18 protein-coding genes are annotated in these 20,585 nt (G+C 26.3%); 6 read left to right on the forward strand and 12 right to left on the reverse strand.

Annotated features, from left to right (window positions below; all coding sequences use genetic code 11):
- The first annotated feature begins 37 nt into the window (after window positions 1–37).
- The 5 genes from gatC (at window position 38) to T364_RS0109300 (ending at window position 6,058) form a co-directional block, all read left to right on the forward strand.
- A complete protein-coding gene (gene gatC, locus T364_RS0109280; RefSeq protein ID WP_027129349.1) occupies window positions 38–331 on the forward strand; it encodes an Asp-tRNA(Asn)/Glu-tRNA(Gln) amidotransferase subunit GatC in 294 nt (97 codons plus the stop codon).
- A 27-nt stretch (window positions 332–358) separates the two neighbouring features.
- Window positions 359–1,822, forward strand: coding sequence for an Asp-tRNA(Asn)/Glu-tRNA(Gln) amidotransferase subunit GatA (gene gatA, locus T364_RS0109285; protein WP_027129350.1), 1,464 nt, complete (start codon window positions 359–361; stop codon window positions 1,820–1,822).
- On the forward strand, window positions 1,822–3,261 hold the full coding sequence (gatB, locus tag T364_RS0109290; protein WP_027129351.1) for an Asp-tRNA(Asn)/Glu-tRNA(Gln) amidotransferase subunit GatB: 1,440 nt from the start codon (window positions 1,822–1,824) through the stop codon (window positions 3,259–3,261). Before gatA ends, gatB begins: the two co-directional genes overlap by 1 nt.
- A gap of 128 nt (window positions 3,262–3,389) precedes the next feature.
- Window positions 3,390–3,992, forward strand: a complete 603-nt coding sequence (locus T364_RS0109295; protein ID WP_027129352.1) for an HAD family hydrolase — start codon at window positions 3,390–3,392, stop codon at window positions 3,990–3,992.
- Window positions 3,992–6,058 carry a DEAD/DEAH box helicase gene (locus T364_RS0109300; protein WP_027129353.1) on the forward strand — a complete coding sequence of 689 codons (2,067 nt, stop codon included), beginning with the start codon at window positions 3,992–3,994 and terminating at the stop codon, window positions 6,056–6,058. The genes T364_RS0109295 and T364_RS0109300 overlap by 1 nt, the downstream gene beginning before the upstream one ends.
- A gap of 53 nt (window positions 6,059–6,111) precedes the next feature.
- On the opposite strand, the gene T364_RS0109305 is transcribed toward T364_RS0109300, so the two are convergent.
- From T364_RS0109305 to T364_RS0109340, 8 genes are all read right to left on the reverse strand, one after another.
- Entirely contained in the window at window positions 6,112–6,531 is a 420-nt protein-coding gene (locus T364_RS0109305) for a CGGC domain-containing protein (protein ID WP_027129354.1), read from the reverse strand.
- 9 nt (window positions 6,532–6,540) lie between these two features.
- The gene (locus T364_RS0109310; protein ID WP_051532718.1) at window positions 6,541–7,401 is read right to left on the reverse strand and encodes a DMT family transporter; all 861 of its coding nucleotides are present in this window, start codon (window positions 7,399–7,401) and stop codon (window positions 6,541–6,543) included.
- A gap of 113 nt (window positions 7,402–7,514) precedes the next feature.
- Window positions 7,515–11,753, reverse strand: a complete 4,239-nt coding sequence (locus T364_RS0109315) for an acyl-CoA dehydratase activase-related protein (RefSeq protein ID WP_027129356.1) — start codon at window positions 11,751–11,753, stop codon at window positions 7,515–7,517.
- A 58-nt stretch (window positions 11,754–11,811) separates the two neighbouring features.
- Window positions 11,812–12,183: a hypothetical protein gene (locus T364_RS0109320; RefSeq protein WP_027129357.1), complete on the reverse strand. Its 372-nt coding sequence runs from the start codon at window positions 12,181–12,183 to the stop codon at window positions 11,812–11,814.
- A 199-nt stretch (window positions 12,184–12,382) separates the two neighbouring features.
- Window positions 12,383–14,239 carry a PTS fructose transporter subunit IIABC gene (locus T364_RS0109325; protein ID WP_027129358.1) on the reverse strand — a complete coding sequence of 619 codons (1,857 nt, stop codon included), beginning with the start codon at window positions 14,237–14,239 and terminating at the stop codon, window positions 12,383–12,385.
- A gap of 29 nt (window positions 14,240–14,268) precedes the next feature.
- Window positions 14,269–15,180, reverse strand: coding sequence for a 1-phosphofructokinase (gene pfkB, locus T364_RS0109330; RefSeq protein ID WP_027129359.1), 912 nt, complete (start codon window positions 15,178–15,180; stop codon window positions 14,269–14,271).
- A gap of 31 nt (window positions 15,181–15,211) precedes the next feature.
- Window positions 15,212–15,928, reverse strand: coding sequence for a DeoR/GlpR family DNA-binding transcription regulator (locus T364_RS0109335; RefSeq protein ID WP_027129360.1), 717 nt, complete (start codon window positions 15,926–15,928; stop codon window positions 15,212–15,214).
- 160 nt (window positions 15,929–16,088) lie between these two features.
- Window positions 16,089–16,307: a hypothetical protein gene (locus T364_RS0109340; RefSeq protein ID WP_027129361.1), complete on the reverse strand. Its 219-nt coding sequence runs from the start codon at window positions 16,305–16,307 to the stop codon at window positions 16,089–16,091.
- A gap of 131 nt (window positions 16,308–16,438) precedes the next feature.
- Between T364_RS0109340 and T364_RS0109345 the strand changes: the two genes are divergently transcribed.
- Window positions 16,439–17,053, forward strand: coding sequence for a nitroreductase family protein (locus tag T364_RS0109345; RefSeq protein WP_027129362.1), 615 nt, complete (start codon window positions 16,439–16,441; stop codon window positions 17,051–17,053).
- Window positions 17,054–17,131: 78 nt separating this feature from the next.
- On the opposite strand, the gene T364_RS0109350 is transcribed toward T364_RS0109345, so the two are convergent.
- Genes T364_RS0109350 through hemW form a run of 4 tightly spaced genes read right to left on the reverse strand, consistent with a single transcriptional unit; the run spans window position 17,132 to window position 20,520 of the window.
- A complete protein-coding gene (locus tag T364_RS0109350; protein WP_027129363.1) occupies window positions 17,132–18,139 on the reverse strand; it encodes a 7-cyano-7-deazaguanine synthase in 1,008 nt (335 codons plus the stop codon).
- 2 nt (window positions 18,140–18,141) lie between these two features.
- Window positions 18,142–18,726, reverse strand: coding sequence for a cell division protein SepF (locus T364_RS11000; RefSeq protein WP_051532719.1), 585 nt, complete (start codon window positions 18,724–18,726; stop codon window positions 18,142–18,144).
- 9 nt (window positions 18,727–18,735) lie between these two features.
- Window positions 18,736–19,413 (reverse strand): YggS family pyridoxal phosphate-dependent enzyme, encoded by a 678-nt coding sequence (locus T364_RS0109360; RefSeq protein ID WP_027129364.1) that lies wholly within the window; start codon window positions 19,411–19,413, stop codon window positions 18,736–18,738.
- 12 nt (window positions 19,414–19,425) lie between these two features.
- Window positions 19,426–20,520 (reverse strand): radical SAM family heme chaperone HemW, encoded by a 1,095-nt coding sequence (gene hemW, locus T364_RS0109365; protein WP_027129365.1) that lies wholly within the window; start codon window positions 20,518–20,520, stop codon window positions 19,426–19,428.
- Window positions 20,521–20,585 lie beyond the last annotated feature (65 nt).

The following is a 20,585-nucleotide window of genomic DNA, read 5'->3' on the forward strand; positions in this document are numbered from 1 at the left end:
TTAAATATATAAAATTTTTAATATAAAGGGGGAAAAAATGGCTTTAACTAGAGAAGAAGTTTTAAAAGTTGCAAAACTTGCTAGACTTGAATTTAACAATGATGAAATTGAAAAATATCAAACTGAATTAAATGAAATTTTAAATTACATTGATATGTTAAATGAATTAGACACAGAGAATACTAAACCTTTATCTCAGGTAAACAACGATACTAATAATTTAAGGGAAGATGAAGTAAAACCTTCTCTTTCTGTAAAAGAGGCTTTAAAAAATGCTCCTGAAGAAATTGATGGTACTGTTGTAGTTCCTAAAGTTGTTGGTGGAGAATAAAAATTTATTATTTTGGGAGGAATTCTAATGAAAGAAATTTATGAACTTACAGCTTCAGAAGTTAGAAATAAAATTCTTAATAAAGAACTTACTTCTTTTGAGGTTGTTAATGCTATATTTGATAGAATAGAAAAAACTGATGAATTAATTGGAAGTTTTGTTTCATTAAGAAAAGAAAAAGCTCTTGAAGAGGCAAAATTAGTTGATGAAAAAATTGCTAGAGGTGAAAAGGTAGGATATCTTGCTGGAGTTCCTGTGGCTATAAAAGATAATATGGTATCACTTAATGACCCTGCTACTTCTTGCTCTAAAATTCTTGAAGGATATGAGGGAATTTATGATGCTACTGTTGTTACAAAATTAAAAGAAGCTGATGCAATAATTATAGGAAAAACTAATATGGATGAGTTTGCTATGGGAGGAAGTACAAAAACTTCTTGTTACAAACTTACAAAAAATCCTTGGGATTTATCAAAAGTTCCTGGAGGAAGTAGTGGAGGAGCAGCTTCTTCTGTTGCTGCACAACAATGTTTTATATCTTTAGGTTCTGATACAGGTGGAAGTATTAGACAACCAGCTTCTTTCTGTGGAGTTGTTGGATTAAAACCTACTTATGGTAGAGTATCAAGATATGGGCTTATGGCTTTTGCTTCATCTCTTGACCAAATTGGACCACTTGCTAAAAATGTAGAAGACATTGCTCTTGCTATGAATGTTATAGCTGGATATGATGATTATGATGCTACTGTTAGTAAATTAGAAGTTCCTGATTATACAGAATTTTTAGGAAAAGATATTAAAGGTATAAAAATTGGAGTTCCTAAAGAATATTTTGTAGATGGAATGAATGAAGATATTAAAAGAGTTATGTTTGAAGCTTTAGATAAATTAAAAGAATTAGGAGCAGAAATTGTAGATATTTCTCTTCCTCATACAAAATATGCTCTACCTACTTATTATGTATTAGCTCCAGCTGAAGCTAGTGCAAACCTTGCTAGATTTGACGGAATAAGATATGGATATAGAAGTAAAAATGCTAAAGATATCAATGATTTATATGTAAAATCTAGAAGTGAAGGATTTGGTAGCGAGGTAAAAAGAAGAATAATGATAGGAACATATGTTTTAAGTGCTGGTTTCTATGATGCATATTTCAAAAAAGCTCAAAAAGTTAGAGCCTTAATAAAATCTGATTTTGATAAAGCTTTTGAAAGTGTAGATATGATATTTACACCTGTAGCACCTTCTACAGCATTCTCTCTTGATGCTGTAAAAACACCTTTAGAATTATACTTAGAAGATATATTTACTCTTTCAGCAAACCTTGCTGGAGTTCCAGGACTTTCTATTCCTGCAGGACTTTCTAATGGTTTACCAGTAGGAATGCAACTTCTAGGAAGATACTTTGAAGAGGGAAAATTATTATCAGTAGGAAGTGCTTTTGAAAAAATAAGAGGGGAATGGAAACTTCCTGAGGGAGTTGAGAAATAATGATAAAAGAGTGGGAATCAGTAATAGGACTTGAAGTTCATCTTCAATTAAAAACAAATACAAAAGTTTGGTGTAATTGTAGTACAGATTATGATAATGATGAGCCAAACACTCATACATGTCCAATTTGTTTAGGACACCCTGGAGCTTTACCAAAATTAAATAAAAAAGTTTTAGAGTATGCTATCAAAACTGCTCTAGCTCTTAATTGTAAAATAAATCATGAATGTTCTTTTGACAGAAAAAATTACTTCTATCCTGATACTCCTAAGAACTATCAAATAACTCAATTTGAAAATTCTTATGCTGGAAAAGGATATTTAGATATCAATGTTAATGGAAAAGAAAAAAGAGTTGGAATTACAAAAATTCAAATAGAGGAAGATGCTGGAAAATCTATCCATGGAGTTAATGAATCATTTATTAACTTTAACAGAGCTTCTATACCTTTAGTTGAAATTATCTCTGAACCTGATATGAGAACTTCAGAAGAAGCTTATGAATATTTAACTTTACTTAAAAATACTATAAAATATACTGGTGTAAGTGATGTTTCTATGGAACTTGGTTCTTTAAGATGTGACGCTAATATTTCTGTTCACTATAAAGGAGAACCATTTGGAACTAGAGTTGAAGTTAAAAACTTAAACTCATTTAAAGCAGTAGCAAGAGCTATTGATTATGAAATCAATAGACAAATAGAAGTTATTGAAAAAGGTGGAGTTATAGACCAAGAAACTAGAACTTGGGATGACGAACATCAAATCACAAGAGTAATGAGAAGTAAAGAAGAGGCTATGGATTACAGATATTTCCCTGAGCCAGACCTTTTAAAAGTTATAATTGAAGATGAAGAAATCGAAAGAATAAAAGCTCTTATGCCAGAAAATATTGTAGATAAAATTCACAGATTTATAAATGAATATCAAATTCCTGAATATGATGCTAATATTCTTTGTGAAGATATAGAACTTGCTGATTACTTTGAAAAAGTTGCTCATGCTTCTAAAAATCCAAAAGTAAGCTCTAACTGGATAATGACAGAAGTTTTAAAATATCTAAAAAATAATAATATAGAAATTAAAAACTTCCCAATTTTACCAGAAACTTTAGGAGAAATTATAACTCTTATTGATAAAAATGTTATTTCTTCAAAAATAGCAAAAACTGTTTTTGAAATGAAATTTACTGACGATAGAACTCCTTCTCAAATAGTTGAAGAGGAGAAAATGGCTCAAGTAGTTGATTCTTCTGCTATTGAATCTTTAGTTGAAGAAGTTTTAGCAAATAATCCAAAATTAATTGAGGACTATAAAAATTCTGACGAAGGAAGAAAACCTAGAGTATTAAAAGGACTTGTAGGACAAGCTATGAAACTTTCTAAAGGAAAAGCAAACCCTCAAATGGTAACAGATTTAATTGTAGCAAAATTATCTTAAATAATCAAAAGGACATTACTATGTAGTGTCCTTTTTTATTTATATAAATTTTAATTTATTTTATTGTATTTTTATAATATAATAGAAGTAGATAATAAAATATAAACTTAATAGATTAGGAGGTCATTATGATAAAAAATATTATATTTGATTTAGGAAATGTTTTAGTTTCCTTTCATCCAGAAAAATTTGTAAATGAAAATGTTCCAGAAATTTATAGAGAAAAGTTTTTTCAAGTAGTTTTTGGAAGACAAGAATGGAAAGATTTAGACAGAGGGACTTTAGAATATGATAAAGCTATAGAACTTTTTTCTAAAGAACTTCCAGAGTGTAGAGAAATTATCAAGAAAATGTTTGATACAAAAGTTATTGATTGTTTAGCTCCTATAACTTTTAATGCTGAGTTATTAAAAAAATTAAAAGAAAACTACAAACTTTATATAATCTCAAATTTTCATTATCCAGCTTTTGATAATATTAATGAGTTATGGGATTTCTTTAAATTATTTGATGGAAAAGTTATATCAGGACATTGTAAACTTTTAAAACCTGAATATGAAATATATAATCTTCTTTTAGATACTTATAATTTAAAAGCTGAAGAATCTCTTTTTATAGATGATACAAAAGAAAATATTGTAGCTGCTAATGATTTAGGAATAGATACTATTCATTTAACTTCTCCTAATCTTTTAAAAGAAAAATTAATAGAAAAAGGAATTATATTATAATGTATCATTTTTATGATTGTATAAATGGAATAAGAGGAAATTTTAAATTCGATTTAACATTATCTTCCTATACTCCTGGAGAAAAATTAGTTGCTGAAAATTTAAATTTTTTAGGTTCTCACAATAATAATATATACTTTTTTAAAGAATTTAATGTATTTAGAGGAAGAAGAATAGATTTTTTAATTTATAATAAAAATAATTTTTTTGTTATATTAGAAGTTAAAGATTGGGATAAAAATTATATTGAAAGTATTGATTTTTTAGGAGAACAAAGATTATCTGAATTTTTTAAATTAAGATTTTCTTTAAAAACTAAAAATATATCTGTCAAAAATAATCCTTATGAAAGTCAATGTAAAAGATACCTAAATGATTTTAATAACTATTTTAAAACTTTAAAAAACTTAAATTCTAAATATAATGAAGTTAATATCCCTACTTGTTCTTTTGTAGTTTTCCCTAACCTTTCAAAAGAAGATTTTGAAAAACTTTTAAATAAAGAGATTAAAGAAAATATTAAAAATATGATATTTACTCACACTATTTTTAAAGAAGATATTAATAAATTAGGAAATCTTACAGAGCTCTATTCTCTAGTTTTAAATCAGATAAAAACTTATGATAACCTTGATAATTTTAATGAAATAGGGATATTTAGAAATATTAAAATTCGAGATTCTGAAAATATTATAAATGATTTAATCACTTATAATTTAAATAATAATTATATGGTTTTAGACCAAAATCAACAGGGTATAGCTGAAAGTATTGAAAACTTAAAAAATAAATTTCTTTTTATATATGGAGTAGCTGGTTCTGGTAAAACTTATATTATGGAATATAGGTTAGAAGAATTTTTAAGAGAAAATATCAATAGAAATTTTTCTAATGTCTTTAATAAAAATGAAGATTATTCAATGTATAATAATAAAAAAATTCTAATCTTTTTAAAAGATAAACAAAGTACCCTATACAATTATCTTCATTCTAAATATGATTTATATGGAGATAATATTTTTCTTCTTGATTTACTTACAAAAGATAGATATATACAGGCTAATGACAAAGGAGTAGAAATAAAAGTTTCTACTTCTACTAAACCATATTATAAAACCGAAACTATTCTTTATGAGGATATAAAAGAAATTTATATAGATGAGGTTAATGATATAGTTTCCCATTCTTCTAAATCTTTTGCAGAGCTTAAAAATCTAATAAGTTGTTTAAATTTATATGGACAAGATATAAATACTATACTTTTAACTGATGCTAATCAAATTAATTATAATGGTTATTACTTTAATAATTTTGGAGAAAATAATATAAAAAATATTTTTTGGAAAGTTCTCGGAATAGAAGATAGTAATAAAGTTATTGAATTTGACTTAAATATAAGTTATAGATTAGATTATTGGTTAGCTGATTTTACTTTTAGATATTTATTATATTATACTTCTAAATTTTCTAAAAAATATATAGATTATTTTGAACAACTTTATTCTATTAAAAATAATATTTTAATGGATAGAGATACTTATTGTTTAGTTACAGAAAAAGAACTTTATAATAGTTTAGAAAATTCTTTGTGTTATCCATATTACTATAAAGAAAATGATTTAGAGATTGATTTAAGATATAATAAAAATCTTATCTATTTTAATTTTAGACCTATAAATTCAAAAGGTTATGAAAATTTAAAAGAAAAAAATCTTCATAACTCACTTTTTATAGAAAATTATGAAACTCTTTCAAAGATTTCTGTCAGAGATTTTTCCTTTACTAAAAACACTATTACTCATAAAGTAGATTTTATAAAAGGAAGAGAATTTGATAATCTTATTTTTATTACAAAATTTGAAGATTTTTTCTTAAATGAAGAAACTCTCAATTATGAAAATATTTATGAAAATTATCTGGTTATGACAAGGGCTATCAATAATTTAAAAATACTTATTGTAGTAAATGAAAGAGATAAAAATATGATTTCCTCTAAAATTGATAATTTAATTTCTAAAATAAATAATTTTCCAAAGGATTTACTTTGTTTTTATAGAAATAAATAAAAATATAAATAGAGAGATGTTTTTATAAAACTTTTTAACATCTCTCTATCTTTTTAATATTTTTTATATACTCCCTCTTCTCTTCTTCTTGTAGCAGTTTTAGAAAGATAACTTCCCTCTACTATATTTTTATAACCTAGTCTTTCTATTTCTGATTTTATAAAATCTATAAACATACATCTTTGAGAATGATGATTTTCAAAAGCCATACAACTTGATAGATGGATAGCTATATTATCTTTCGTGATTTTCCCCTCTTTTTTTAATACTTTTGAAACATTATTTAAGAGAATATTAACTCCTTTTCCATTACAACCTCCACATTGAAAAGTTAAAAATCTTATTTCTTTATCTTGGGGATAATCTTTAAAAAGGTGTTCTCTATTGAAAAAAGATTGCATACAATGAAATCCACTACATCTTCTTTTAGAAATTTCACATTGAATAACAATAATTAATTTTATTTCCTCCATAATCTCCTCCTATTTTCTATTTAAAAATTCATTCATAAAATTTGAACCTAAAATTAATATTCCTCCAATAATTTTTGAAAATCCTAAAGGTTCTTTTAATAAAAATCCTGAGATTATAACAGCAAAAACAGGGTCAATATAACTTAAAACTGCCACAGTTTGAGCTTTTAATTTTTGAATTGATGAAAAATATAAAAGGTAAGCTATTCCTGTATGAATAATTCCCAATATTAATATATATGGTATTGAGCTACTAGAAACTTTTAAAATATTATTTCCCTCTACTGCTAATACATATGGTAAAAGAGTAAGTGCTGATACAAATAATTGTACAACTGTTATTTCTATCCCTCTTATATCTTTTAAAAACTTATTACTCAATATTACACTAGCATAAAATCCAGCTGCTAAAAGTCCATATATTATTCCTATAAAATCCCTTTTATTAGTAATTCCATCTACTCCAACTATAAAACCCATTCCAATTAATGCCATAAATATACAAATAACTTTAAAAAAATTTAACTTTTCTTTTAAAATTATAGGAGAAAAAATAGTTACAAAAATAGGAGCAAAATAATAGCTAAGTGTAGCATTAGAAATAGTTGTATATCTATAACTTTGGAATAAAAAAATCCAATTTATTCCAACAGCAAATCCTGAAAAACACAAAATTTTTAAATTATTTTTTATAGATATTATAGATATTTTTTCCTTTGTCAAAAAAATAAATATTAATAATATACTTCCACCAATAATTCCTCTAGTTAAAGCTATTTCACTAGAAGAAAGTTCTATATTTTTTACAAATACTCCAATAGTTCCAAAAATTAGCATAGCAAGTATATTTTTTAATTTAGCTTCTATCATTGTATCACCCTCTATTATTTTTTACTTGATTATACTATAATTTTTCCAATAATTCCATAAAAAAATGAGGGTAGTCTCCCATCTACCCTCTATATATGTGAACCCATTAATTTTTATGCTAATATATTTCTTTTCCCAACTGACATCATTAATTTTATTCTGTTTATTTGATTTACTTCAGAATAAGCAGGGTCGTAATCTATTGAAACTATATTTGATTGAGAATATTCTTCTTTCAATCTTTTTATCATTCCTTTTCCTGTAATATGGTTTGGTAAACATCCAAATGGTTGTACACAAACTATATTAGGTACTCCATGTTCAATAAGTTCTATCATTTCCCCCATCAAGAACCAACCTTCCCCTGATTGATGTCCTATAGAAATATGTTTTGAAGTTTTGTCGGCAATATGACCTATAAAGTCTTCTTGTTTAAATCTTTTGCATCTACTTAAAGCTCTATTAACAAATCCTGTATAGAAACCTGTAACTTTTAAAGCAGCCTTAGCTCTCATACTAGCTAATTTTCCTTTAAATCTTTCTTTCAAGAAGTGTTCGCTGTAAATACAATAATTTACAAAACTCATCAAGCTTGAAGTACGAGCTTCCCCACCTTCTGATTCTATAAAATCTACCAAATAATTATTTGCAAATGGACTAAATTTTACAAGAATTTCTCCTACAACTCCTACTCTAACTTTTTGTTCGCCCGTTATTTTTATAGATGAGAAATCATCTACAATATTATTTAAGTTGTTTCTAAATTGTAAAAGTTTTCCATTTTTTATATTTGGTCTTACTGCATCATACCATTTATCAAATATTTTTTGAGTAATTCCGTGTATTGTTTCATAAGGTCTTACATGATATAAAAGTTTCATTAGGATATCCCCATAAGAAACAGCCATCAAAGTTTTGTGAATTAACTTTGGTGTAAGTTTAAATCCTTCTTGTTTTTCATATCCCATAGTATTTAATGATAAAACTGGTACATTTGCAAATCCACTATCTCTTAAGGCTTTTTTCAAGAATCCTATATAATTTGTTGCCCGACAACTTCCCCCAGTTTGTGAAATCATAACAGCAGTTTTATTTATATTATATTTTCCCGATTTCAATGCTGATATTAATTCACCTATTACCAATATTGATGGATAGCAAGCATCGTTATTTACATACTGCAATCCTATATTTAAAGCTTCTTTTGTTTCTTCTAATATTTCTAAATTATATCCCTCAGCTTTAAATGCATCTTTTATAAGTCCAAAATGTATTGGTGACATTTGTGGAGCTAGAATTGTATATTCCTCTCTCATTTTTTTAGTAAAATGATTTTTTCTATATTCAATTCTATTTTTTACTATTTTCTTTAAAGCTCTCTTTTTATCCTCTAAAGCTGCTAGTAAACTTCTGATTCTAATTCTTACAGCTCCCATATTACTTACTTCATCTATTTTTAAAATAGTATGAACTTTTCCATAGTTAGATAAAATTTCTTCTACTTGGTCTGTAGTAACTGCATCTAATCCACAACTAAAACTATTTAATTCTACTAATTCTAAGTTTGGATGTTTTCCTACAAAAGTAGCTGCTCTATAAAGTCTTGAATGGTAAGTCCATTGGTCTATAACTCTTAATCCCTCATCTAAATCTGTAAGACTGGCTACTGCATCTCCTGTAAGTACTGGTATTCCAAAAGAACTAATTATATTTGGTATTCCATGATGTATCTCTTTGTCATTATGATATGGTCTTCCACAAATAACAATTCCTGTTTTTCCTGTTTTTTCTAAATACTCCATTATCTCTTTAGCTTTATTTTGTAAATCTCTTCTAAAATTATATCTTTCTTCCCAAGCATCATTTACAGCTAATTCAACTTCTTTTTTAGTAACCCCAAATTTTTGGAATTCTTCAAAAACAGTTTTAGCAAGAACTTCTTTACTTTCCATTGAGAAAAACGGTATCATCATATCTATATGTTTTTCTTTTAAAATATCTAAGTTATTTTTTATAACTTCTGGATAAGATATTACTATTGGACAGTTAAATTGATTTTGTGCTTTTTTATATTCTTTTTCTTCAAAGATTACACATGGATAGAATATTGTTTTTATACCTTTTTCAGCTAAATTTATAATATGTCCATGAACCATTTTTGCTGGATAACAGATAGAATCTGAAGATATAGTATCCATTCCTTTTTCATATATTTTCTTATTTGAATCATCAGATATTATTACTCTAAATCCTAGTTTAGTAAGTAGAGTAAACCAGAATGGATAAGAATCATAAATATTTAATACTCTAGGAATTCCTATTTCTCCTCTAATAGCTTTAGATGGTTCTAAAGGTTTATAATTAAATATTCTATTGTATTTATATTCAAACATATTAGGAACTTCTTCTTTTTTGTTATTTCCTAAAGGTTTTTCACATCTATTACCTGATATAAATCTCTCTCCACTTCTAAATTTATGAATAGTTAAAAGACAATTATTTCCACAAATTCCACATCTTGTTAAATTTGTTTGTGTTGTAAATCCATTTATATCTTGTAATGATAATAATGATGATTTTTCTAATTGATGTTCTGCTGCATACTCTTTAGAAATAATAGCTGCTCCAAAAGCTCCCATAAGTCCTGCTATATTTGGTCTTACTGCTTCTCTTTCAGATATTAATTCAAAAGCTCTTAATACACAATTGTTTAAGAAAGTTCCTCCTTGAACAACTATTTTATTTCCAAGTTCCTCTTTATTTTTCATTTTTATTACTTTAAATAAAGTATTTTTTACTACCGAATATGATAGTCCTGCTGATATATCCCCAACATCAGCTCCATCTTTTTGAGCTTGTTTAACTTTCGAGTTCATAAATACTGTACATCTAGTTCCTAAATCTGAAGGAGCTTTAGCATTCATTCCTAACTCAGCAAACTCTTGAATTGAAAGTCCTAAACTTCCAGCAAAGGTTTCTAAGAAAGAACCACAACCAGAAGAACAAGCTTCATTTAAAAGTATGGAAGTTATAACCCCATCTTTTATTTTTAAACATTTCATATCTTGGCCACCAATGTCAAGTATAAAATCTACATCTGGCGAGAAAAATTTAGCTCCTTTATAGTGAGCCATAGTTTCTACTACACCAACATCTACTTTTAAAGCTGCTTTTATTAAGTTTTCTCCATATCCTGTAACACAAGAACTTTTTATTATTATTTTATCTGACATTTTAGAATATAGATTTCTTAAATTTTCTAAAACATTATCTAATGGATTTCCTTTATTATGAGAGTAATGTGAGTATAAAATTTCATTATTTTCAGATACAAGAACTAATTTTATTGTAGTAGAACCTGCATCAATTCCTAAATAAGCATTTCCCTCATAAGTTTCTAAATCTCTTTTTTCTATTTTTTCTTTATCATGTCTATCAAAAAATTCTTTTTTATCTTCTTCAGAAGAAAATAAAGGAGCTAAACTCATAGTTTCAGGAAGTCCTTTATTATCTAAAACTGAAACTTTTTCTTTTAACTCTTTAAAAGTAAATTCCTTTTTATTTTCCCTTGATAAAATACAAGCTCCTTGAGCAACGAAAAGTTGAGAATTTTCAGGAAAAATAATATCTTCATCAGAAAGTTTTAAAGTTTCTATGAATCTTTTTCTTAATTCACTCAAAAAGAAAAGAGGTCCTCCAAGAAAAGCTATCTTACCAGTAATCTTTTTACCACAAGCTAAACCAGTTATAGTTTGGTTTACAACAGCTTGAAATACAGAAACTGCAATATTTTCCTTTCTTACCCCTTCATTTACTAATGGTTGTATATCTGTCTTTGCAAAAACTCCACATCTTGAAGCAATTGGATAAATGGTATCATAATTCTTAGCAAGTTCATTAAGTCCTGAAGCATCTGTATCTAACAATGAAGCTATTTGGTCTACAAAAGCCCCTGTTCCTCCAGCACAACTACCATTCATTCTCTGTTCCATATCATTTTTTAGATATGTTATTTTTGCATCTTCTCCACCTAATTCTATTGCTACATCTGTTTCTGGAATTACTGTTTCAATAGCTTTTATACAAGCGATAACTTCCTGAACGAAATCTACATCAATCCACTTGGCTACTCCCATTCCTCCAGAACCAGTAATGTTTATTTTAAAAGAAATATCAGTTCCAAATTTTTTTTCTACGTAAGCAAAAAAATCCTCAAAAAGTTCCTTTGAAGTTTCTCTTACATTAGAAAAATGTCTTTGGTAAACTGAGTAAATCACATTATTGTCTTCGTCAAGACAGACAATTTTTACAGTCGTTGAACCTACATCAGTTCCTAAAAATAATTTTTTCATGACAGTTTCTCCTTGTATAAAATTTTATTCAATTGTATTTTAAATGAATAAAATTTTATTAAATTCGGAGAATTCTATCCCTATATCTCATCAAAATAGAATAGAAAAAATCTATTTTTATTTTCTTTTCTATTATTTTTACTATTTTTTCAATTTCAAAAAATTCACCAAAAGCTTTTAAAAATGGTGGTAAATTATCTCTTTCAACAAAAATTTCTAAAACTTTTATTCTCGAGATTCTCATTGAAATATAATTTGAAGATGTAGTAGTTGTATTTAATAAAACAACATTTTCTTTATGTGATTTTGTTGTTATATTTGTAGGTTTTAAATTCAAATTAAAATAAAAACTACGAGCTAAAACTACAGTAATGAAAATAGCTATAAAAAATATTAAATAACTTGCTTTTTTCTTATCAACTTCTACCATTTTACACCTCCTAAATTATTTCTCAATTTTTTTGATTATACTACAAATCTCTAAAAAAATCAAAAAATTTTTTTTATTTAAAAAAATTCTTTCTTTTCTTATAAAAAATAAAAATTCTTAATGAAAAGGAACTATTGTTTTACTTTTTCTTACAATAGTTCCTTATATATTAATTATTTATTTTGTGTTCAAAATTATTTTATTCATGCACAGATTTTTTAATATATCCTAAAATTAAAGCTGTTACTAAAGAGCCAACAATAATTGAAACTAAATACATTATAGGATTTGTTACTACTGGTATTACAAATATTCCTCCATGTGGTGCTGGTAATTGAGCTCCAAAGAACATTGATAATCCTCCAGCAATACTTGAACCAATTATACAAGCTGGAAGTACTCTTGCTGGGTCGGCTGCTGCAAATGGAATAGCTCCCTCTGTTATAAATGAAGCTCCCATTACATAACAAGTTTTTCCTGCTTCTCTTTCATCTTTTGTAAATTTATTTTTAAATAATGTTGTTGCTATTGCTATTCCTAAAGGTGGAACCATTCCTCCAGCCATTACAGCTGCATGTGGATAATAGTTTCCTGCTGATATCATTGCAATTCCAAATGTGAAAGCTGCTTTATTTATTGGTCCTCCCATATCAACAGCCATCATTCCTGCTACAATCACTCCTAATAAAATTAAATTTCCTGTTCCAAGTCCATTTAAGAAAGATGTCATTCCTGTATTTAAAGCTACTACTGGAGAAAGAATTACTTTATACATTAAAGTTCCTGTAATAAAAATTCCAAATACTGGATAAAGAAGAACTGGTTTTAATCCTTCTAAACCTTGTGGTAATTTTTCAAATACTTTCTTTAAAAATACTATTGAATATCCACCTAAAAATCCACCAATTAAAGCTCCTAAAAATCCTGCTCCATTATTTGCTGAAATAAGTCCAGCTACCATTGCTGGAGCAAATCCTGGTCTATCTGCTATACTCATTCCAATAAATCCAGCCATAACAGGAACCATTAAAAAGAAAGCATTTCCTCCACCAATATCACTTAATAATTTTGCCAATGGATTAAATGATGGGTCACTTGGGTCAACAGCTTTTATTCCAAACATAAACGATAATGCTATAAGAATTCCACCACCTACAACAAATGGTAACATATTAGATACTCCAGACATTAAATGTTTATAGAATCCTTTTTTTTCTTTTTTCCCATTTACTACTGCTCCAGTATTCTCAGCTTTATATATTAGAGCTTTTTGTTCTACAGCATTTTTTATTAATTTTTCTGGATTTTTTATTCCTTCAATAACAGGAACAATTTCTACATGTTTTCCATCAAATCTTACCATTTCAACATTTTTATCAGCTGCAACTATAATTCCTTTAGCATTTTTTATCTCTTTTTCTGTTAATTGATTTTTTACTCCTGTAGAACCATTAGTTTCTACTTTAATTTTTATTCCCATTTCTGTAGCTTTTTTCATTAAAGAATCTGCTGCCATATATGTGTGAGCAATTCCTGTTGGACATGCTGTAACAGCTAAAACTTCTGGAAGCCCATTTGTATTTTCAATTTTTTCTTCAACTTTTTCTTCTGTTTCTTTTAATAATATTTCTAAAACTTCATCTTCTGTTTTAGCATTTAATAAAGCTTCTCTTATATCATCATCTAATAATAAAGTTGTTAATTTTGATAATACTTCTATATGAGAATCTGCTGCATCACTTGGTGCTGCTATCATAAAAAATAATTTTGAAGGCTCTCCATCTAAAGATTGATAGTCTACACCTTCTGAAGACCTACCAAAAGCTATACTTGGTATTTTTACAGCTTTTGTTTTTGCATGTGGAATTGCTATTCCCTCTTCTAAACCTGTTGAACTTTGAGCTTCTCTTTTTAAAATTTCTTTTTTATACTCTTCCCTATTATTTAATCTTCCATTACTCATAAGCATATCAATCATTTCATCAATGACTTCATCTTTTGATTTAGCTTTAAGATTCAAGTTGATACAATTTTTAATAAGCATGTCCTTTAACATTTTTTACCCCCATATTTTATATTTTTATTTTAAATTATTTTTATTTCAATTTCATTTAATAATTTTTTCATATTTTCAAAAGTAGTTAATCCTTCTGAAAAAGCTGTTGAACTTCCAGAAGCTATCCCATATTTATAAACATCCTCTATTTTTTCTCCTCTGTTTATTCCATAAAGAACTCCAGCAACCATAGAATCTCCTGCACCTACTGAACTTATCAATTTTCCTTTTGGCACATTTCCTTTATAAACTCCATTTTTAGTTATTAATATAGAACCATCTTTTCCTAAAGAAATTAATACATTTTCACTACCTAATTTCATTAATTTTTTTCCTGCTTCTATTATTTCTTCATCTGTAAAATATTTTTCTCCAAAAAATTCTTCTAACTCATGATTATTAGGTTTTACTAAAAATACTCCCTCTTTTAAAACATCTTTTAATGAATCCCCTCTTGTATCTACAATTACTTTTACCCCACTTGGTAATTCTCTAATTATTTCCACATATACATCTTTTGGTAAAGATTTTGGAATACTTCCTGATAAAACTAATATATCTCCTGATTTTATATTTTTTATTTTTTCTAAAAATATTTTGTATTCTTCTTTTGAAATATTTGGAGCTTTCCCTGAAATTTCACTTTCTTTTTCATTTGTTTTCATTTTTATATTTATTCTTGTATCTTCTTTTATTTTTACAAAATCTTGCTGAATACCATATTCTTCAATATTTTTTCTTATATATTCTCCTGTAAATCCTCCAATGAAACCTAAAGTTATACTTTCCACTCCAAAATTTTTTAAAACTTTTGATACATTAATCCCTTTTCCTCCTGGAAGAGTATAGGCATCTTTTAGAGAATTTAGTTCTCCTTCTATAAATTTATCCATAGATAGATAATAATCAACAGCTGGATTTAAAGTTACTGTATATATCATATTTTTCTCCTTTTGATTGTTTTTGATTGATTTATTTATTTTCTAATTCTTCTGGAATATTTGTATCTGATATTAATACCCCATCATTTAATTTTGCAAAATTTATAAAAGTTTTATTAAAAAATTTTGTATGGTCACATAAGAAGAAAACTTTTTTTCCACGCTTAACTGCCTCTGATTTTACAATTACTTCTTCTGGGTCTGGCGTAGAATATCCATCTTTATCAACTCCATTGGTTCCCAAAAAAGATATATCAAAATTAAAATTCTTTAACATTAACAAAGCTGTAACTCCAACAATAGCTCCTGTTTTTTCTTTTAATTTTCCACCTAAAATATATACTTCTATATTTTTTAACTTTAATAAATCATTTATATAGTGGTATCCATTAGTTACAACTTTTAGATCTTTAAATTTTGAAAGATATTTTATCATAGCTCCCGTTGTACTTCCTGCATCTAAATATATTGTTTGACCATCTTCTATATGTTCTATAGCTTTTTTTGCTATTATTTCTTTTTCTTCGATATTTATTAATTTTTTATAATCTATATCTTCTTCTTTTGTATCTACTAAGACTGCTCCACCATGAACTCTTTTTATTTTTTTCTTAGCTTCTAAAAAATTTAAATCTCTTCTTGCTGTTGCTTCAGAAATTTTTAATTCTTCTACAATTTCATTCAATCTTATATTTTTTTTCTGTTTTATTAGTTCTAAAATAAGATTATATCTCTCTACGCTTAACATATTTTTCTCCTTTTTTTCTATAATATCATACCTCTTTTAAAAAATCAATCTTTTTCTTTAAATTTCAATCAAATTCTATCAAAAATTAAAATAAAAAAAGCTACATTCTAAATTTATAAAAATAAAAATTTTTTGAATGTAGCTATAAAATTATATTTTTTTAGAATCTGATATTTTTAGCAATAGTTCCATATGAAAGTTCTTTTGCTGGTGTAATTGTTGTTACAGAATCAATATTTACCAACATATAAGTTTCTGGTCTTGTTTCTACTAATAAAAAGTTATCTTTCTTTTCTATTATTTTTATTCCATAATATTTTTTTGCTCCTGTAACTATATCATACTTTTCAGAATTTAATTTTTTTAATAAATCCATCATAATCTATCACTTCCTTTTAGTAATTTCTCTATATTTTAATTTTATATTATTTTTATTTTTTGTCAAGTTTTTAATTAATTTATTCTAAATTATGCTATAATACATGTAAAAATAAATTAGGAGGGAATATTATGCCATTAACATCAAAAGACTTATTAAAAGAATCTCAAATGCGTCGTACTTACAGAAAATTTTTACCTGAAAAAGTTGATATGGAAGTTATAAAAGATTGTATCCTTACAGCTGGAACTGCTCCAAATGGTGCTAATAAACAACCTTGGCATTTTTCTATTATCACAAATGAAGACTTAAAAAAGAAAATAAGAGAAAAAGCTGAAAAGATTGAAAAAGATTTCTATGAAAATAAAATTTCAAAAGAGTGGAAAGCTGACTTAGAAAAATTAACTTTATCTTATGAAAAACCTTTCTTAACAGAAGCTCCTTGTCTTATTGGAATTTTTAAAGAAAATTATGTAAAACTTCCTGATGGAACTATCGATAAAAATTATTATCCTAATGAATCAATAGGAATTGCTATTGGATTTTTAATAAATGCTCTTAGAAATGCTGGTTATGCTTCACTTACTTATACTCCATCTCCAATGCTTTTCTTAAAAGAAATTCTTAATCGTCCAGAGGGAGAGCAACCTGTAATGATATTAGTAGTAGGAAAACCTGATACAACTTATGAATTACCAAAAATAACAAAAAAATCTTTTGAAGAAATTGCTGATATTATAGATTAATTCTTAATTTTTTAATAAAAGATTAATAAAAAAGCTATTGCAGATTATTTTTAATAAATAATGCAATAGCTTTAATTTTTATTCCATATTAATTTGATATTTTTTTATTTTTTCTTCAACTTCTTCTCTATTAATTGTATCAACATTCATAGGTTGTTCATTAAAGAAAATTTCAATAGGTTGTTCCCCTTTAAATTTACAGTATCTTGAAAATAAATCCTTTGCAAATTGAATTTCTTCAGAATTCAAATCTCCATACCCTATTATATAAGGTCCTCCTACTCCTTTTCCTCTTATAAAAAAGCTTCCAAATGTTTTATAATTTACTATTATATCATTATCCTCTTTTGTTCTACCTACAAAAAGATATTTCTTTTCTCCTAATCTAAAAAATCTTCCTGTTTTTAAAATATGGAATATATTTGAATATTCTTCATATAATAATCCATCTTCTTCTATTAATTTCAATCTCTTAGAATATCCAGGGTCTGTTAATAAACATCCACCACCTGGCATAGGATAATCTTTAACACCTAATTCTTCAGCTAATCTCATTTGAGGTTTTCTACTTCTTCCCTCTATATCTAATAATTTTTCTCTGTCAATCAATCCCTCTCTTTCAGGTTTACTCATTGGTAATTTTTTTGCTGAAAGAGGTCTAACAATTAAATCAGATATATTTGATAAAGCTTTTACTTTTTCTAAAGCTTGTGAATTTTGTGACATTGGTCTTTGACCTAAAACTTCTCCAGAAATTATAAATTGTGCATCATATTTCTCTAAAAGCTCTCCTGCCACTTTAAACATTAAAGCATGACAATCTATACAAGGGTTCATATTTTTTCCTCTTCCATAAACAGGGTCCCTCATAATATCCATATGCTCTTTACTAAAATTTACATATTCTAATTTTACACCTAATTGTTTTGCCATAGCTTCAGCTTTTTCATTTTTACCACCAAAAAAATGTGATACAAAATTTAAAGCTATTACTTCTATTCCTTGATTTGCTACTACTTTTATAGCTAAAGCACTATCTAGTCCACCTGAAAATAGTGCCAATGCTCTCACTCTTTTATTTTCCAATGTTATTTTCCAGCCTCTCTAAAAAATTTTTCTGTGTTTCTTTGTCCCTCAAATAAAACTCTTTGATTTTTTGGAACTGATACATAAACACATTTACTAATTTCTACTAAACTAGCTTCTTTCATACTCATTGCTCCACTTAAAAAGTCTATCACTCTTTGAGCAGTTTCTGTATCTAATTCTTCTAAATTTAATGTTACTATTTTATTTTCTTTTATATATCTTGCTATTTTTTTACTATCTTCAAAACCTTTTATTCTTGAAACTACATTTTGATAAGAAGTTACATCAACATAACTTTCTATTTTTCTCTCTTTTTTTTCTTCTACTTTCTCTTGTTTTTCTACTTTATAAGTTTCTTTTTCATTTTCTTCTTTTAAAAAATTTTGATATGGTTCTTCTGTATAATTTTTTTTAGTTTCTATTTCTGTTTCAATTTTATTCTCTTTTATTTCCTCTATTTCAATTTCTGTATCTTCTTCCATTTGAGTAAGATTTATTTTTTCATCTTTTTCTATTTGTTCATCCTCTTCTAAATCTATCCCAAATCCAAAAAGATTATTAAGTAGTCCCTTATTTTTTTTCATTTTTCCTCCTTATTCATATAACTTACTACCAATTCTTATTATAGTTGCTCCCTCTTCCAAAGCAATTTTATAATCTCCACTCATACCCATAGAAAGTTCTTTCAAATTATTACCAAATTTTTCATTAACTTCATCTCTAATTTCTCTTAATTTTCTAAAACTTCCTCTTATTAGATTTTCATCCTCTGTATTAGGAGCCATTGTCATAAGTCCACATATATTTATATTTTTTAACTTTGTTAATTCCTCTATATCTTTATAAAATTCTTCTAACTGATATCCCTCTTTAGAATCCTCTCCAGAAAGATTTATTTCAATTAAAACATCTATTTTTCTCCCTATTTTTTCAGCTCTTTTATCAATTTCTTCTGCTAAAGACAATTTATTTATAGAATGAATCATATCTATAAAATCAACTATATATTTGACTTTATTTTTTTGTAAATTTCCTATAAAATTCCATTTTATTTTATTTTTTTCTTCTCCAAGTATTTCTAATTTTTCTTCTAATACTTGTACTCTATTTTCTCCAAAAGAAAAAACTCCATTTTCTATTAATTCTAACATTTTTTCTCTTGTTACAACAGGATATTTTGTTACTGCTACAAGTTTTACTCTTTCAGGATAGATAGAATATTTTTTTATATCCTCTAATACCTCTTGAACATTTTTTGTTACTGAACTCATATTTGTCACCTCTTATACAAATTCCTCAAAAACTTCATTAGCTAAAAAAAGACCTTTTTCTGTCAAAATATATCTAATTTCTCCATTAGATTCTATTTTCTTTAAATATCCATCTTTTAATAGTTTATTATATATTTTATAAAATTTTTTGTCACTACTTTCTAAAATTCCCTCTTTCAGAAGTCTTAACCCCACTAAATGTCTATATTCTTCTTTTTCATCTTCTGAAACTTTTTCTATATCTTCTCTTGGTAAAAGACCTTTTTCTATTCTATCATAATAATCTTCAAAATTAGAAAAATTTTTATATCTTATATTTTGATAATATCCTGAAGCTCCCAAACCAACACCTATATATTCTTGATTTTTCCAATATTTAGTATTGTGTTTTGCTTCTTTTCCCTCTTTACAAAAATTAGAAATTTCATAATGAATATAGCCTTGTTCTTTGCTTTTTTCTATTATCATTTGATACATATCAGCTTCTAAACTATTATCAGTTTCCTTATATTCACCTTTTAACAATTTTTCATAGAATAAAGTTCCCTCTTCCCAAATAAGTGAATATATAGAAAAATGTTCTGGATTTAACAAAAATAATTTATCTAAATCTTTTTCAACATCATCTATATTTTGTCCTGGCAATGAAAACATCAAATCTAAAGATATATTTTTAAATCCAACTTCCCTAGCCATTTTATAAGTATTTATTCCATCATCAATATTGTGAATTCTACCTAATTTTTTCAAAAATTCTTGATTAAAAGTCTGAATTCCTATGCTAAGTCTATTTATTCCAATTTTTTTTAATCCTTTTAATTTTTCTTTATCTACAGTTTTGGGATTCACTTCTAAAGTTATTTCACTATTTTCATCAAAAGATAACTCTTTTAAAATCTTTTCTATCTCTTCTATTTTTAATATAGAAGGTGTCCCTCCACCAAAATATATTGTATCATATTTTATTTTAGGATATAATTTTATTTCATTTATTAGTTTATTTATATATTTTTCTCTTTCAATTTCATTACTTTGAAAAGATAAAAAATCACAATACCCACATTTTCTTATGCAGAAAGGAATATGAATATATATTGCATCTACCAAAATTTTCCTCCTGTACTTTTTTATTATATCATACAATAGAATAATATTATATCATATTATTTCCA

The sequence above is a fragment of the Fusobacterium perfoetens ATCC 29250 genome (assembly GCF_000622245.1).
GTDB classification, from domain to species: Bacteria; Fusobacteriota; Fusobacteriia; order Fusobacteriales; family Fusobacteriaceae; genus Fusobacterium_B; species Fusobacterium_B perfoetens.

Bases quoted from the DNA above. Each gene is read 5' to 3' on its own strand.
- T364_RS0109315 (WP_027129356.1), bottom strand. From the start codon at position 11,753: ATGAAAAAATTATTTTTAGGAACTGATGTAGGTTCAACGACTGTAAAA.
- gatC (WP_027129349.1), top strand. From the start codon at position 38: ATGGCTTTAACTAGAGAAGAAGTTTTAAAAGTTGCAAAACTTGCTAGA.
- T364_RS0109340 (WP_027129361.1), bottom strand. From the start codon at position 16,307: ATGATGGATTTATTAAAAAAATTAAATTCTGAAAAGTATGATATAGTT.
- T364_RS0109320 (WP_027129357.1), bottom strand. From the start codon at position 12,183: ATGGTAGAAGTTGATAAGAAAAAAGCAAGTTATTTAATATTTTTTATA.
- T364_RS11000 (WP_051532719.1), bottom strand. From the start codon at position 18,726: ATGAAAAAAAATAAGGGACTACTTAATAATCTTTTTGGATTTGGGATA.
- T364_RS0109295 (WP_027129352.1), top strand. From the start codon at position 3,390: ATGATAAAAAATATTATATTTGATTTAGGAAATGTTTTAGTTTCCTTT.
- T364_RS0109305 (WP_027129354.1), bottom strand. From the start codon at position 6,531: ATGGAGGAAATAAAATTAATTATTGTTATTCAATGTGAAATTTCTAAA.
- T364_RS0109345 (WP_027129362.1), top strand. From the start codon at position 16,439: ATGCCATTAACATCAAAAGACTTATTAAAAGAATCTCAAATGCGTCGT.
- gatB (WP_027129351.1), top strand. From the start codon at position 1,822: ATGATAAAAGAGTGGGAATCAGTAATAGGACTTGAAGTTCATCTTCAA.
- gatA (WP_027129350.1), top strand. From the start codon at position 359: ATGAAAGAAATTTATGAACTTACAGCTTCAGAAGTTAGAAATAAAATT.
- T364_RS0109310 (WP_051532718.1), bottom strand. From the start codon at position 7,401: ATGATAGAAGCTAAATTAAAAAATATACTTGCTATGCTAATTTTTGGA.
- T364_RS0109335 (WP_027129360.1), bottom strand. From the start codon at position 15,928: ATGTTAAGCGTAGAGAGATATAATCTTATTTTAGAACTAATAAAACAG.
- T364_RS0109360 (WP_027129364.1), bottom strand. From the start codon at position 19,413: ATGAGTTCAGTAACAAAAAATGTTCAAGAGGTATTAGAGGATATAAAA.
- pfkB (WP_027129359.1), bottom strand. From the start codon at position 15,180: ATGATATATACAGTAACTTTAAATCCAGCTGTTGATTATTATCTATCT.
- T364_RS0109325 (WP_027129358.1), bottom strand. From the start codon at position 14,239: ATGTTAAAGGACATGCTTATTAAAAATTGTATCAACTTGAATCTTAAA.
- T364_RS0109300 (WP_027129353.1), top strand. From the start codon at position 3,992: ATGTATCATTTTTATGATTGTATAAATGGAATAAGAGGAAATTTTAAA.